Raw genomic sequence first — 14,810 nt, 5'->3', positions numbered from 1 at the left:
CGGAAGGCATTCACATGACCGAGGGACAGAACGTACTGCGCATCGGGATCGGCGGGCCCGTGGGCTCGGGCAAGACCGCGCTGATCGAGGCGCTGGTGCCCCTGCTCATCGAGCGCGGCCGGGCCCCCGCGGTGATCACCAACGACATCTACACCCAGGAGGACGCCGAACACGTCCGCCGCACCCTGGCGGGGGTCCTGGACCCGCGGAAGGTGGTGGGCGTGGAGACCGGGTCGTGCCCCCACACCGCCGTCCGCGACGATCCCACCATGAACCTCGCGGTGGGTGCCGAGATGCTCGAGGACCACCCGGACGTCGACACGCTGATCTTCGAGTCCGGCGGGGACAATCTCACCCTGACGTTCTCGCCCGCGCTGGTGGACCTGTTCCTGTTCGTCCTGGACACCGCCGAGGGCGAGAAGATGCCGCGCAAGCGGGGCCCCGGCATCACCGAGTGCGACCTGCTGGTGATCAACAAGATCGACATCGCCAAGTACGTCCGCTGCGACCTGGGGGTGATGAGCTCCGACGCTGACCGCGTGCGCTCCGGTAAGCCGGTCGTGCTGACCGACTGCCTCAGCGGCACGGGGGTCGACGAGGTGCTGGACTACTTCGAGTCGCGGCGCGCGGACCTGCTGCCGAGCGCGTGACCGCAACCGTGTCCCGGGCCGATCGGCTGGCGCGCGCGGCCGAACCCGGTCACGTCTCGCCGGCGGTGGCGTCCGGCCCGGCACACGCCGCGGGGTCGCTGCCCGTGGGTTCCCCGGGCAAGGTCGGCGTCCTGGACCTGGACTACCGGGCCATCGGGGGCGGCCGCACCGTCCTGGCCGACCGCTACCAGAAGTCGCCTCTACAGGTGATGCGTCCGCTCTACATCGACCCGGTGCTGCCCGGGGTCCCGGTCACCTATCTCATGTCGACCGGCGGGGGCGTGGTGGGCGGCGACCGGTTGGACATCGACGTGCGGCTCTCGGACCGGGCCCACGCGCTGATCACCACACAGGCCGCCACGCGCGTGCACCGCATGGACGCCGGGTATGCCACCCAGAACGTGACCCTGACGCTGGGCGCCGGCGCGGTGTGCGAGTGGGTGCCCGACCCCCTCATCCCGTTCGCCGGGAGCCGGTTCCAGCAGCGCCTCGGCGCCACGGTCCCCGAGGACGCCGTGCTGGTGGTCTCCGACGTCCTCACCGCAGGGCGGGTGGCGCACGGGGAGCGCTGGGCGGTGGACGCGCTGGTCTCGGCCGTCGAGGTGACCCGTCCCGACGGCGTGCCGCTGGTGGTGGACACCACGCGGATCGTCGGGGGCGGGGGGTCCGACGACGAGATGGTCACGGGCGGGGCCGACGCCATCGGCACCCTGTTCGTCCTGGCGCCGGGGCCGGCGACGGACCTGGCGGCCGTGATGAGGGCGGCCGGCGACGGGTGCGGGGCCGTGCGCTCCGGGGGTGTGCGCTGCGGTGTGAGCACTCTGCCCGAGGGGTCCGGGGCGTGGGCGCGGGTGCTGGGGGAGAGCCCGGAGGCGGTGGAGGCCGCCGTGCGCGCGGTGTGGTCGGCAGCGCGCGAGCACGTCCTGGGAGCCCCGGCTCCGGACCTGCGCAAGAGCTGAGCCTGTACTGAACACTTCCTGAGCAGGGGCGAAACACAGGGTTCACTGCAGGTGGATTCAGGCAACACAGACGAAACACCGGTGAACCGTGCGGCTCACATCGGACTCATAGCTTGAGGGGCATCGAGCGTCGATCCCCGACAAGCGGGGGCCACCGACAGCCCGCCCACGGCAAGGATGAACCCGCGTGAATTCCATCTCCAGACGCACCGCCGCCGCCGCCGCACTGGTGGTCCTCGGGGCCGGTGCACTCACCGCCTGTGGTAGCCGCACCTCGGACGAGTCCGCGGCCGCCGCGGAGTCGTGTGTGGATACCTCCGGCGACACCATCAAGATCGGGTCGCTGCACTCCCTGTCCGGCACGATGGCCATCTCGGAGAAGACCGTGCGCGACTCCGTGGCGCTGGCCGTGGAGCAGATCAACGCCGACGGCGGCGTGATGGGCAAGCAGATCGAGCCGGTCGTCGAGGACGGTGCCTCCGACCCGGCCGTCTTCGCGGAGAAGGCGCAGAAGCTCATCACCAGCGACTGCGTGGCCGCGATCTTCGGCGGCTGGACCTCGTCCTCACGCAAGGCCATGCTGCCGGTGGTCGAGGACAACAACGCCCTGCTGTACTACCCGGTGCAGTACGAGGGCCTGGAGTCCTCCGAGAACATCTTCTACACCGGCGCCACCACCAACCAGCAGATCGTGCCGGGTCTGGAGTACCTCAAGGAGCAGGGCGCCGAGTCCATGTACCTCGTCGGCTCGGACTACGTCTTCCCGCAGACCGCCAACCGGGTCATCAAGGCGTGGGCCGAGGCCAACGACGTCGAGATCCTCGGCGAGGACTACACCCCGCTCGGGTCCACCGACTTCTCCACCATCGTCAACAAGGTGCGAACGGCCAACCCGGACGCGGTGTTCAACACCCTCAACGGCGACTCCAACGTCGCGTTCTTCCGCGAGTACGCCAACGCCGGCCTCACCGCCGAGGAGACCCCGGTGGTGAGCGTGTCGATCGCCGAGGAGGAGGTCCAGGGTATCGGCGCGAACAACATCGCCGGCCAGCTCACGTCGTGGAACTACTACCAGACCATCGACAATCCCGAGAACACGTCGTTCGTCGAGGCGTTCAAGGCCAAGTACGGCGACAACCGGGTCACCTCCGACCCGATGGAGGCCGCGTACACCTCGCTGTACCTGTGGAAGAACACCGTCGAGAAGGCGGGCAGCTTCGACGTCGCCGAGATCCAGGACAACGCCGGCGGGGTCAGCTTCGACGCCCCCGAGGGCACCGTGACGATCAACGGGGAGAACAACCACATCTCCAAGACCGCGCTCGTCGGTGAGATCCGCCCCGACGGCCTGATCTACGAGGTGTGGAGCTCCGGCGAGCCCATCGAGCCGGACCCGTTCCTGGAGGGCTACGACTGGGCCGGGGACCTGTCCGGCAACTGACCACCAGTCCGTGTCCACCGCCCCCACCCGCGGCGGTCCCGGTCACCGGGGCCGCCGCGGGCGGGCGTAAGTAGGAGAAAGGAGCCGGTGTGGACATTCTCATCGGTCAACTCGCGACAGGTTTGAGCATCGGCTCGATCCTGCTACTCGCAGCCCTCGGACTGTCCCTGACCTTCGGGCAGATGGGCGTCATCAACATGGCGCACGGCGAGTTCATCATGGCCGGCTGCTACACGGCCTACGTCATCCAACAGTTCGTCGCGGCCTCCGGTGCGGGGCTCGCGATCTCACTCGTGGCCGGATTCGTGGTGGGCGGGCTGCTCGGGGTGCTCCTCGAGGTGCTGCTCATCAGACGGCTGTACGCCAGGCCGCTCGACACCCTGCTCGTGACGTTCGGCGTCGGCCTGGTGCTGCAGCAGATCGCGCGGGACATCTGGGGAGCGCCCGCCGTCAACGTCGAGGTGCCGGCCTTCCTCCGCGACAACGTCGTACTGCTGGGGGCGTCCGTCCCCAACACCCGCATCTTCATCTTCGTCCTGGCCGTGGCCTGTGTCGCCGCACTGATGGCGGCCATGCGGTTCACGCCGATGGGCCGGCGGATCCGCGCCGTCACCCTCAACCGCGACCTGGCGGAGAGCTCGGGCATCAACTCGCGTCGCAGCGACCTGACCACCTTCTTCATCGGTTCCGGCCTCGCCGGCGTGGCGGGCGTGGCGCTGACCCTGATCGGCTCGACGAGCCCCACCATCGGTCAGTCGTACCTCATCGACGCGTTCCTCGTGGTGGTGGTCGGTGGTCTCGGGCAGCTGCGCGGTGCCGTGATCGCCGCCTTCGCGCTGGGGATCCTGCAGTCGTTCTTCGAGTACTCCACGACCGCGTCCGTGGCGAAGGTGCTCGTCTTCGTCGCGATCATCGTGTTCCTCCAGGTCCGCCCCCAGGGACTGTTCGCCGTCAAGACCAGGAGCCTGGCATGACACACACCGATACCACCGCTTCGTCCTCCACGGAGTCGGCCGGTCCGGACACCGGTCGCCGGGGCAGGCCACCACTCCTGCCGCGTTCCGGCGCCCCGGCCGCCGACGGCCAGCGACCCCGCTGGGTGTTCTGGGTCGCGCTCGCCGTCGCCGCCGTCCTCATCTTCGGCGTCGCGCCCCTCCTGCTCAGCGAGTTCCGCCTGAACCTGTTGGCCAAGTTCTTCTGCTACGGCATCGTCGCCACCGGCATCGGCCTGGCCTGGGGCCGGGGCGGAATGCTCACCCTGGGCCAGGGCGTCTACTTCGGCGTCGGCGCGTACGCGATGGCGATGTACCTCAAGCTCGCCGACGCCCGCGAGCGCGGCGGGCCCGACGCCCTGCCGGACTTCATGCAGATCGCGGGCATGCGCTCGCTGCCCGGGTACTGGGAGCCGTTCGCCTCACCGGTGTTCGCCCTCGCGGTGATCCTGTTGCTGCCGCCCCTGCTCGCGTTCGGGTTCGGGTACCTGGTGTTCAACCGCAAGGTCAAGGGGGCGTACTTCGCCATCCTGTCCCAGGCCCTCGCGGCGGCCGCGGCGATCTTCCTGGTCAGCCGTTCCGAGCTCGGCGGATCGAACGGGCTCAACCGGTTCACCGGGTTCTTCGGCTTCGCCCTCTCGGATCCCGCCAACCGGCAGATGCTGTACTTCATCACCGGTGGCGTCCTCATCGGCATGGTGTTGCTGGTGCGCCAGTTCATGCACTCCCGATTCGGGGAGCTGCTCGTGGCCGTCCGCGACCAGGAGGAGCGGGTCCGCTTCCTGGGTTACGACCCGGCGCTGGTCAAGTCGTTGGCGTACTCGGTCGCCGCCTTCGCGGCCGGGATCGCCGGCGCGCTGTTCGTCCCGATCGTGGGGATCATCTCCCCGTCGGCCATCGGCATCGCCCCGTCGATCGCGTTCCTCATCGGCGTAGCGATCGGCGGCCGGGCCACCCTGCTCGGTCCGGTCCTGGGCGCGATCGGCGTCGCCTGGGCGCAGACGACCTTCTCCGAGGCCTACCCGTCGCAGTGGACCTATCTGCAGGGCGTGCTGTTCATCGTGGTCGTCGGCTTCCTCCCCGGCGGCCTGGCGAGCCTGTTCGTCATCCGCAGGCGCCGCAGGTCGGCCGAACCGGACCGCGCGACCTCCGCCACCACCGGATCCGCCCCCACCGGATCCGCCAACACCTCACAGGAGACGTCATGACCCCCACCGCCGTGGCCACCGGGAAGACCGGCAGGGCCTACCTCGAGGTGCGCGGGCTGACCGTGTCCTTCGACGGCTTCCGGGCCGTGGACGGCGTGGACCTCACGCTGATCCAGGGAGATCTCAAGTTCCTCATCGGCCCCAACGGCGCGGGCAAGACCACCGTCGTCGACGCCATCACGGGACTGGTCCCCGCGACCGGGTCCGTCGACAAGACCGGGCAACCGGTGCTGGGGATGAAGACGCACAAGATCGCCCGCATGGGGATCGGCCGCACCTTCCAGACGGCCAGCATCTTCGAGGACCTGACCGTGGAGCAGAACCTCGACATCGCGGCCGGCTCCGGCCGCGGATGGCTGACCCTGCTCCGGCGGCGCCGCGGTCGCGCGACCGTGGTGTCCGAGACCCTGGACACCATCGGGCTCGAGCACCTGGCCGGGACCAAGGCCGGCGTCCTGGCGCACGGGCAGAAGCAGTGGCTGGAGATCGGCATGCTGCTGGTCCAGAACTCCGACGTGATGCTCCTCGACGAGCCCGTCGCCGGCATGGGCGCCGACGAGAGGAAGGCCACCGGCGAACTGCTCCGGCGCATCGCCGCCGACCGCACCGTGGTCGTGGTGGAACACGACATGGACTTCATGCGGGACTTCGCCACCTCGGTGACGGTCCTCGCGGCCGGCAAGGTCCTGGCCGAGGGCACAGTCGCCCAGATCCAGGCCGACCCCAAGGTCCAGCAGGTGTACCTGGGCACCGCCGCCGCCACCGGAACCGAACTCGAGGAAGAGACAGCCACATGAGTGCACTACTGCAGATGTCAGGCGTCCGTGCCGGGTACGGCGGCTCCGAGGTGCTCCACGGCGTGGACCTGGAGGTCCCCGCCGGCGGTGTCTCCGCGGTGCTCGGACACAACGGCGCGGGCAAGACGACCCTGCTGCGCGCGGCCGTCGGGCTGCTGCCGTGCAAGGCCGGCACGATCACCTTCGACGGCCAGGACATCACAGGCCTGAAACCGCACGGCCGCGTGGCGCTGGGCATCGGCTACGTGCCCCAGGGTCAGCAGTCGTTCACCCAGCTCACCACCGCCGAGAACCTGCGGGTCGTGGCCGACGGCCGCAAGCGGGGCAAGGCGCTGATCGACGAGTCGCTGGACCTGTTCCCGGCGCTGAGGGAACTGCTCGACCGCAAGGCGGGGCTGCTCTCCGGTGGTCAGCGTCAGCAGCTGGCCATCGCCCGGGCGCTCATCACCGAGCCGCGGCTGTTGGTGCTGGACGAACCGACAGAGGGCATCCAGCCCAACGTGGTGGCGGAGATCGAGCGGATCATCGTCGACCTGGCCTCGCGTGGCGACCTGTCCGTCCTGCTGGTCGAGCAGCACGTGGGCTTCTCCCTCCGCGCCTCGGACGTCTACTACGTGGTGGAGTCGGGCCGGGTCACGCACTCGGGCGCCTCCGACGACACCGCCGCGCACGACGTGGCCTCCGCGCTCTCGATCTGAGCGCTCCGCACCCCACCGCGACCTCACCCCGCCGCGATCTCACCCCGCCGGAGCGGGCCGCGCCAGCCCCACCGCCAACCAGTCGACGAGGTCGGTCACGTATTCGCGGTGGGGCGGCCCGCTCTCCGGGGGATCGCAGGCCCGCGCCGCGAGCTCGGCGGTGAGCATCACGATGAGCTGCCGCACCCGGTGGCCGGCGAGTTCCCGGCCACAGCGGTCGGTCACGGCCGTCACCAGCATCTCGAGCTGATCCTGCAGCGCGGTGTCGGCGACCGGACCGGTGCTGACCGTCCGGCCGACCTCGGCCAACGCCCCGACCTGCGCGATCACCCGGAGAGTGCAGCGGCCCTCGTCGTCGGCCAACAGATCCGCCACCGGAGACACCACCGCCCGCACGATCTCCGCGAGGTCGGGGGTCGACGACGCCCACCGCCGTAGATCGGCGCGCCGCTCGTCCTCCATGCGCAGGACCCCGCGGCGCAGCACCTCCTCGAGCAGCCCCACGCGGCCGCCGAAGTGGTAGTTGATCGCCGAGTCGTTGCCCTGGCCGGCGTCGGAGACGATGTCGCGGACGCGTGCCGTCCGCCAGCCGTCGGAGGCGAAACGGCGCAGGCCGGCCAGGTACAGGGCGGCCCGGGTGGCGGCCGAGCGCGATGTGGCGGGTCGGGTGGTGGCGGTGGGTCGGGGCACGGGCCCGAGTCTAGATCGCCCCTTCCCATTATTTAACAGCACGTGTTAACTATGGCCATGACCCACCCTGTGCAGCCCACCCGCGTGCCGACCGCGCCCTCCACCGCCACCGCCACCGGTCCCGCCACCGCCACCGGCCCCGCCTTCGACCCGTTCGACCCGGCGCACCTCGCGGACCCGTACCACGGTTACCGGGTGCTGCGTGAGACCGACCCCGTCCACTTCCACCGCGGCGACGGCACGGCTGCTCACCCCGATTTCTGGGCGCTGTCCCGCTACGCCGACGTCGACGTCGCCGTGTGCGACCCCGAGACGTTCTCCTCCGCCAGTGGTCTGACCTTCTACCGCGACGAGATCGCCAGGCTCGGGCTGGCACCGACCATCGTGATGATGGACCCGCCCGAACACTCCGGGAAGCGCCGGTTGTTGGCTAAGGCGTTCTCGCCCAAGCGTGTCGCGGAGACCGAGCCGCAGATCCGCGACTTCGTCCGTGGGCGGCTTGCGGAGATGGCCGAGAGGTTCGACGACGACGAGGTGGTCGATCTGCACGCCGACTTCAGCTCGCAGATCCCTACGTTCGTGCTGGCCCGGCTGTTCGACCTGCCCGCCGCGGACCGGCCACTGTTCGACCCGTGGGTCAGCGCGCTGACGACCCTGCAGGAGGAGGGGTTCCGCCCGGCCGGTCTGGAAAGTGGGGCGGTCGCGGCGGTGGCGGAGATGTTCGCCTACTTCGGCGAGCTCATCACCGAGCGGCGGGCGAACCCGGGCCAGGACCTCATCTCGGCCCTGGCCGAGGCGGAGATCGAGGGGGAGCGCCTGGACGACTGGGACATCCTCGGCTTCTGCTTTGTCATCGTCGCCGGCGGCAACGACACCACCGGCAACCTCATCTCGCACACCGTCGCGCTGCTCGACGCGCACCCGCGGCAACGGGAGATGCTGGTGGCCGACCCCGGGTTGATCCCCGGCGCGCTCTCGGAGTGCCTGCGGTACGAGTCCAGCGTGCAGGCGCTGGCCCGCACCACCACCCGTGAGGCGACGGTCGACGGAGTGACGATACCGGCAGGGGAGAAGGTGATGATGCTCTACGCGTCGGCCAACCGCGACGAGCGCGAGTTCGGGCCCACCGCCGAGGAGCTCGACATCACCCGCGAGAACACCGGACACCTGAGCTTCTCCCGCGGTCCGCACTTCTGCATCGGGTCGCATTTCGCGCGGCTGCAGGCCCGGGTCGCCGTGGAGGAGCTGTACGCGGCGCACCCCGCTGTGGGAGTGGATGTGGGCGCCGCCGTGCGAGCGCTCTCCCCGTTCACCCGTGGATTCGTCTCACTGCCCGCGACGGGGTTCGACGCGCCGCGGCCCTGACCCGCGTCCGACCGCGCTCCTCCATCCGTGCGGTGCAGGGTTCCACCGGATCTGGTTCGCGGAGCGTCATCTGGGCCGGTCGGGGGTGATGTCGATGAACGAGGAGGGGGCTGGAGGGGCCTCGGATACCCCCTCCGGCACATGGTCACCATACTGTTCACATAAGAGTAGGGTTACTTCGCGAAGGCGGATTCGCTGATCCCGGTGGGTCCGCGACCCTTCTCGTGAAGGATTCATCATGGGCTCTCCGCAGGCCACCCCATCCGACCATTCCTCCTTTACATCCGTCGAGTCTCCACCCCGCACGCGACCGTTGAACTGGGTCGTGCTGATCGCAGGTGTCCTGCTCGCCGCGTTCGGTCTTGGTCTCACCGCGGCAGGTGGAGTGCTCCTCGCGGCCGAGGCCTCCCAGCGTGACGGTCGGTACGCGTACACCGACACCGATGAGGTCCGGACGGTCGGCAACGCGATCACCACCGCGCCCATCACGCTCGACCTGGGCGATACGGCCTCGGACGGCATGTTCGACCTCGATGACCTGATCAGCATCCGGCTGCGCGCCACCCCGACGGTGCCCGGGCAGGAGGTGTTCATCGGGATTGCCGACGCCTCGGACGTCTCCGCGTATCTGCAGGATGTCCCGCACGCGGTGTTCAGTCAGGACCCGTGGGAGGACGACTACACCGTCGACGGCCCGGAAATCTGGGACGGGCCGATGCAGTGGAACAACCGCTACGACCCCAACGACGCGTTGGACGAGGTTGCCGGCACCCGCACGCCCGAGCCACCGACCGAGCAGGACTTCTGGGCGCAGTCGGCGACCGGCGCAGACCAGCAGACGTTGACCGTGGAGCTGCAGACCGGTGACTGGGTGGTCGTGGTGATGAACGCCGACGGCACCCGCCCGGTGTGGGTGGACATGCAGGCGGGCGCACACACCGAACTCTTCGGGTTCGCTAACCCCGGCGTCCTGGTCGCCGGGATCGTGGCCCTGTTGCTGGGCCTGCCACTGATCCTGCTCGGGGCCGCCGGGCTGGGCCGCGACATCGACCGCGGGGCCGGAGCGGCGACGGCCGGGGCTGCGGCGACCGGGGCGGGGGTCCTCGGCGCCGGAGCAGGTCCCGACCCGCTGCGACTGACCGGGCGCCTGGACCCTCAGGTATCGCGGGCGATGTGGTTGATCAAGTGGGCGCTGGCGATCCCGCACTACATCGTGATCGCACTGCTGTGGTTCGCCCTGGTGGTCACCACCATCGCCGCGGGACTGACCGTGCTGGTCACCGGTCGCTATCCCCGGGCCTGGTTCATGTTCAGCGTCGGGGTGCTGCGGTGGAACTGGCGCGTCGGGTTCTACGCCTACTCCGCGCTCGGCACGGACCGGTACCCGCCGTTCTCGCTGGCACCGGCCGACTATCCGGCCGAGCTCGACGTGGTCTATCCCGAGCGCCTCTCGCGAGGCCTGGTGTTGGTCAAGTGGTGGCTGTTGGTGATCCCGCACCTGTTCATCGTGGGGATCCTCACCGGCGGCGGGGCGGCCCTGAACAGCGCGTCGGAGAACGGCGGCGCCGGGTGGAGCATCTCGCTGGTGGGCCTGCTCGTACTGATCGCCGCGATCGGGTTGCTGTTCACCGGTCGATACCTGCCCGGGCTGTTCGACCTGATCGTGGGCCTGAACCGCTGGGTCTACCGGGTCGGCTCGTACGTGCTGCTCCTGCGCGACGAGTATCCGCCGTTCCGCCTGGATCAGGGGTCGGAGGAGCCGGTCAGCCCGGGAACGGGCGGGCCGGGTGACGCCGGGTCGGCAATGGGACCGGACCGGCGGCCGGGGAGCACCCCCGTAGCTGAGTAGGGAAAGTGAACGGAATGCTCGCCACACTCCGATGGATGGTCGTGGTGGTGTTGGTCGTGCACGGCCTGCTCCACCTGCCGGGGGTCGCCGCGGGGTTCGGCTGGGCCGAGATCGAGCAGCTGGGGCAGCCGATCGGCCCCGCCGGCGCCGTGCTCTGGCTCCTGGCCGCACTGCTGGTGCTCGCCACCGCGGCGACGCTGGCCGTCGGTGCGCCGACCTGGTGGTGGGTGCTCGCCGCGGTCGCGGCTGTCGTCTCGCAGACTGCGATCCTCACGTCGTGGAGTGATGCCGGGGCCGGCACTGCGGTGACGGTGCTGCTGGTGCTGATGGCCGGTTACGGTTTCCTCGCGGAGGGGCCGACCAGCTTCCACGCGCGATGGCGCGAGCACGCCACGAGCGCGGTGCGGGTGCAGCGGACGGACCCTCCGGTGCTCACGGAGGCCGATCTCGACGTACTGCCAGGCCCGCTGGCCACCTACGTCCGACGCACCGGAGCCGTCGGCAGGCCCCGGGTCGTCAGCGTCCACGCCGAGCTCCGCGGCCGCATCCGTAGCGGCCCCGATTCCGGGTGGATGTCCTTCACGGGTGAGCAGCTCAACACCTACGGTCCCCGGCCGCAGCGGGCGTTCCTCATCGACGCGATCCGGGGCGGACTGCCCGTCACCGTCCTGCACTCCTACGCCGACACCACCGCCACGATGCGCGGCAGGCTGCTGTCCCTCGTGACGGTCCTCGACTCCGCCGGCCCCGAGATGAACCGGGGGGAGACGGTCACCGTGTTCAACGACCTCGTCCTGCTGGCGCCCGGAGCCCTGGTCGACGCGCCGGTCGAGTGGACCGAGGTCGACGGCGACCGGGTGCGCGGGGTCTTCACCACCGGCGACCAGAGGGTGTCAGCGGACCTTCTCTTCGACGACTCCGGAGACCTCGTCGACTTCCACTCCCCGGACCGCCTGCGGGCCTCCGAGGACGGCTCGTCGTTCACCCGCCAGCCCTGGTCGACCCCCATCACCGAGCGCCGCGACTTCCACGGCGTCCGACTGCCCGCGGTCGGCCGAGCCCGCTGGCTCGACCCGGAGACGGGGGACTGGTTCACCTACATCGAGCTCGAGTTCACCGATGTCGCGCACAACGTCCGGGCGGAGGACATCGGGTGACGGCCCCGGCCGCTCACCCCCGACCCGTCACCACGCGGGCGAGGAGATCGGCGAGACGCTCATCGATGTCCTCCCGCTGGTCTCCGGGGATGTCGAGGGCGTCGAGCAGCGCGCCGCGCAGCACCGGCCACGCGTAGACGGCGGTGAACACGAGGAGGAGTTCGACGTCCCCGGCCGGCGGGGGAGAAGTCATCCGCCGCAGGGCGGCCGCCGGGCGCTCGGCGGGGTCGATCATCGGCGGGAACGCCGCCTCGCGGTCCAGCGCCAACCACGCGAGCAACCGGCTGATCTCCGGGCGGACGGTGGCGCCGAGGAGCATCCCGCGGACCGCCTCGCCCGCGTCGTCCTGATCCTCCAGCCGCGCGGCGCCGTAGCGCACCGCCTCCTGCATCACGGCGGTGAGCAGCGCCTCCTTGCGCCCGACATGACGGTGGATCAGACCGAGGTTCACCTCGGCGGCGTCGGCGATGTCGCGCAGGGGCACGTGGGGTCCGCGCTCGGACAGCAACCTCCGGGCCTCGCGCAGGACCGCGGATCGCACCTCGTCGCGACCGGTCGGGCGGGGTCGCGTCGGGGCATCCGATGATGCGCACCCGGGGTCGGTGCGGGACTCGGCGCGGGGGCCCGCCTCGTCGTCGTCATCGGTCGGTTTCCGTGCGTGCATTCCCAAACTGTACACAATTGACTACAGTCGACTTGACGGGTGTGGATCACGCGCCCGACCACGTCCCGAAAGGCCCGACGATGACCCCCACAGACCGCCGCGACGACATCGACGCGATCAAGTCCCTGAAGTACCGCTACCTGCGCTGCGTGGACCTGCGCCTGTGGGAGGAGCTGGCCGACACGCTCGCGCCGGAGGTCTCCGCCTCCTACGGCAGGCGGCTGTCGTACACCGGCCGGGACGAGGTGGTGGCGGGCCTCAAGGGGCAGATGACCGACGACGTGATCACCGAGCACCAGGCCCACCACCCGGAGATCGAGGTGGACGGAGACACCGCCACCGGCCGCTGGTACCTGCAGGACCGGGTGATCGTCCCCGCCTTCGACACGATGATCTTCGGCAGCGCCTTCTACGAGGACACCTACGCACGCCACGACGGGCGCTGGGTCATCACCAGCACCGGGTACAAGCGCACCTACGAGGCCATGATCAACCTCAAGGACGTGCCCAGTTTCCAGCTGACCGACAACCACCTCGCGGCCGCCGACGGGCAGTGACGGCGAGGGCAGGGTCGACGAGGACGGTGTCAACGAGAGCAGTGTCGACGAGAGCGGTGTCGGCGAGAGCGGTGTCGGCGAGAGCGGTGTCGACGAGGACGGTGCGTGACGGTGACACGTGGAGCTGATCGCCATCGCGGTCCTGTGCGTGGCGGTGGCGTCGGTGATCGGCGGGGCCACCGGCTTCGGCACCTCGCTCATCGCGACCCCGTTGATGCTGATGGCGGGGATCGGACTGGCCGAGACCGTGGTGGTGAACCTGGTGGTCGCACTGGTCACCCGGGTGGGCGTCACCGTGCAGTTGCGCGACCACATCGACTGGCGACGGGTCTCGATCCTGGGCCTGGCGAGCGCGCCGGGGGCGTGGATGGGAGTGCAGACGGTGAACCTCCTGCCCGAGGAGCACCTCAAGCCGGCGGCCGGGGTGATCACCGTGCTGTGCGGGCTCGCGATGGCGCTGCCCGCGACGCGGACCGCCCGGCCACCCTCGGCCGTCGCGACCGCCCTGACCGGTGCGATCAGCGGCTACTTCTCCACCACCACCTCGCTCAACGGGCCGCCGGTCGTCCTGCTGCTCGGGCGGGCCAGACTGCCACCGCTGAGCTTCATCGCCGACCTGGCCGGGTACTTCGTCATCACCAGCATCGTGTCCCTGGCGCTGCTGTGGTCGGGCACGGAGATCGACCTCCCGGCCCTGGTGCCCATGATCGCCGCCTGCACCGTCGCCGGAGTGGTGGCCAACCAGATCGGCATCGGCATCGCCCGGCGCCTGCCCACACACGTGTTCCGCTCCGGCGTGATCGCCCTCGTGGTGCTCGCCGGCCTGCTCGCCATCGTCACGGCGTGACCGTCGCGGCACCCCGAACCCACCACCGCAGATTCCCGAACCGACACCGGAGGACCCCATGACCGACACCACCGCACAGAACGCCCGGACCGAGAGCTCCGACGCACGGAGTTCCGAGACCCGGGGCCCCTCGGCCGCCGCCGAACCGGGCACCGCGCGCGAGAACCGACTGGCCGGGAAGGTCGCCATCGTCACCGGCGGCGGCCAGGGCGTCGGCCGCGGCATCGCCCTCGGCCTGGCCGAGTCCGGCGCCTCCGTCCTGCTGGTTGGACGCAAGCTGCGCAAGCTCGAGAGGGTCGCCGAGGAGATCCACGCCGCCGGCGGCAGCGCCGACACACTCTCGGCGGACATCATCGCCGACGGCGCCCCGGAGACGATCATCGCCACGGCCGTCGAACGGTTCGGTGGGGTGGACATCCTCGTCAATAACGCGAACATGGCCATGCCGCTGCCCCTGTCCGATTACCCGGACGACGACTTCCGCACGGCCTTCGAGGGCGGACCCCGGGTGTCGCTGACCCTGATGAAGCTGGCCCGGCCCGAAATGGCCAAGCGTGGCGGCGGCACCATCATCAACCTCGTGACCGCTGCCGCAGTCCGGTGGGACGCCGCCAACTACGGCGTCTACTCCGCGGTCAAGGAGGCCGTGCGCGCACTGACCCGTGCCGCCGCCTACGAGTGGGCGGCCGAGGGCATCCGCGCCCTCAACGTGGCGCCCCACGCCCACAGCCCCGGGCTGGACTGGTGGATGGAGAACAACCCCGAGGAGGCCGAGGAGTTCGTGTCGAGCATCCCCGCCGGCCGTGTGGGAGACCCCCTGGAGGACATCGGCCGCCCCGTGGCCTGGCTGTGCTCGGGCGAGGCCTCCTACCTCTCCGGCGCGACCGTCCCCCTCGACGGTGGCCAGTCCCGCTGGGGCTGACCCCGGCCCCCGAT

15 protein-coding genes are annotated in these 14,810 nt (G+C 70.3%); 13 read left to right on the top strand and 2 right to left on the bottom strand.

Annotated features, from left to right (window positions below; all coding sequences use genetic code 11):
- The first annotated feature begins 14 nt into the window (after positions 1–14).
- The 7 genes from ureG (at position 15) to urtE (ending at position 6,745) form a co-directional block, all read left to right on the top strand.
- Positions 15–650 (top strand): urease accessory protein UreG, encoded by a 636-nt coding sequence (gene ureG, locus NJE57_RS16495; protein WP_319029613.1) that lies wholly within the window; start codon positions 15–17, stop codon positions 648–650.
- Positions 647–1,609 (top strand): urease accessory protein UreD, encoded by a 963-nt coding sequence (locus tag NJE57_RS16490; protein WP_319029612.1) that lies wholly within the window; start codon positions 647–649, stop codon positions 1,607–1,609. The genes ureG and NJE57_RS16490 overlap by 4 nt, the downstream gene beginning before the upstream one ends.
- Positions 1,610–1,796: 187 nt before the next feature.
- Positions 1,797–3,050, top strand: a complete 1,254-nt coding sequence (gene urtA, locus NJE57_RS16485) for an urea ABC transporter substrate-binding protein (protein WP_319029611.1) — start codon at positions 1,797–1,799, stop codon at positions 3,048–3,050.
- Positions 3,051–3,139: 89 nt separating this feature from the next.
- On the top strand, positions 3,140–4,024 hold the full coding sequence (gene urtB, locus NJE57_RS16480; RefSeq protein WP_319029610.1) for an urea ABC transporter permease subunit UrtB: 885 nt from the start codon (positions 3,140–3,142) through the stop codon (positions 4,022–4,024).
- A complete protein-coding gene (gene urtC / locus NJE57_RS16475) occupies positions 4,021–5,250 on the top strand; it encodes an urea ABC transporter permease subunit UrtC (protein ID WP_319029609.1) in 1,230 nt (409 codons plus the stop codon). Before urtB ends, urtC begins: the two co-directional genes overlap by 4 nt.
- Positions 5,247–6,047, top strand: coding sequence for an urea ABC transporter ATP-binding protein UrtD (urtD, locus tag NJE57_RS16470; protein ID WP_319029608.1), 801 nt, complete (start codon positions 5,247–5,249; stop codon positions 6,045–6,047). The genes urtC and urtD overlap by 4 nt, the downstream gene beginning before the upstream one ends.
- A complete protein-coding gene (urtE, locus tag NJE57_RS16465; protein WP_319029607.1) occupies positions 6,044–6,745 on the top strand; it encodes an urea ABC transporter ATP-binding subunit UrtE in 702 nt (233 codons plus the stop codon). The genes urtD and urtE overlap by 4 nt, the downstream gene beginning before the upstream one ends.
- Before the next feature lie 39 nt (positions 6,746–6,784).
- On the opposite strand, the gene NJE57_RS16460 is transcribed toward urtE, so the two are convergent.
- Positions 6,785–7,435: a hypothetical protein gene (locus tag NJE57_RS16460; protein WP_319029606.1), complete on the bottom strand. Its 651-nt coding sequence runs from the start codon at positions 7,433–7,435 to the stop codon at positions 6,785–6,787.
- A 57-nt stretch (positions 7,436–7,492) separates the two neighbouring features.
- Here NJE57_RS16460 and NJE57_RS16455 point away from each other — a divergent pair, with 57 nt between their 5' ends.
- From NJE57_RS16455 to NJE57_RS16445, 3 genes are all read left to right on the top strand, one after another.
- Positions 7,493–8,800: a cytochrome P450 gene (locus tag NJE57_RS16455; protein ID WP_319029605.1), complete on the top strand. Its 1,308-nt coding sequence runs from the start codon at positions 7,493–7,495 to the stop codon at positions 8,798–8,800.
- Between the two features lie 238 nt (positions 8,801–9,038).
- On the top strand, positions 9,039–10,649 hold the full coding sequence (locus NJE57_RS16450; RefSeq protein ID WP_319029604.1) for a DUF4389 domain-containing protein: 1,611 nt from the start codon (positions 9,039–9,041) through the stop codon (positions 10,647–10,649).
- A gap of 14 nt (positions 10,650–10,663) precedes the next feature.
- Entirely contained in the window at positions 10,664–11,806 is a 1,143-nt protein-coding gene (locus tag NJE57_RS16445; protein WP_319029603.1) for a DUF6544 family protein, read from the top strand.
- A gap of 13 nt (positions 11,807–11,819) precedes the next feature.
- On the opposite strand, the gene NJE57_RS16440 is transcribed toward NJE57_RS16445, so the two are convergent.
- The gene (locus NJE57_RS16440) at positions 11,820–12,470 is read right to left on the bottom strand and encodes a helix-turn-helix domain-containing protein (RefSeq protein ID WP_319029602.1); all 651 of its coding nucleotides are present in this window, start codon (positions 12,468–12,470) and stop codon (positions 11,820–11,822) included.
- A gap of 80 nt (positions 12,471–12,550) precedes the next feature.
- Between NJE57_RS16440 and NJE57_RS16435 the strand changes: the two genes are divergently transcribed.
- From NJE57_RS16435 to NJE57_RS16425, 3 genes are all read left to right on the top strand, one after another.
- Positions 12,551–13,027 (top strand): nuclear transport factor 2 family protein, encoded by a 477-nt coding sequence (locus NJE57_RS16435; protein WP_319029601.1) that lies wholly within the window; start codon positions 12,551–12,553, stop codon positions 13,025–13,027.
- Positions 13,028–13,145: 118 nt separating this feature from the next.
- Complete coding sequence (locus NJE57_RS16430; protein ID WP_319029600.1) at positions 13,146–13,874, top strand: sulfite exporter TauE/SafE family protein; 729 nt, start codon at positions 13,146–13,148, stop codon at positions 13,872–13,874.
- A gap of 58 nt (positions 13,875–13,932) precedes the next feature.
- Positions 13,933–14,796 (top strand): SDR family oxidoreductase, encoded by an 864-nt coding sequence (locus NJE57_RS16425; RefSeq protein WP_319029599.1) that lies wholly within the window; start codon positions 13,933–13,935, stop codon positions 14,794–14,796.
- Positions 14,797–14,810 lie beyond the last annotated feature (14 nt).

The sequence above is a fragment of the Dietzia sp. PP-33 genome, assembly GCF_033790845.1.
In the GTDB taxonomy this organism is placed as follows: domain Bacteria; phylum Actinomycetota; class Actinomycetes; order Mycobacteriales; family Mycobacteriaceae; genus Dietzia.
This window is presented reverse-complemented; position numbering and strand designations above follow the sequence as displayed.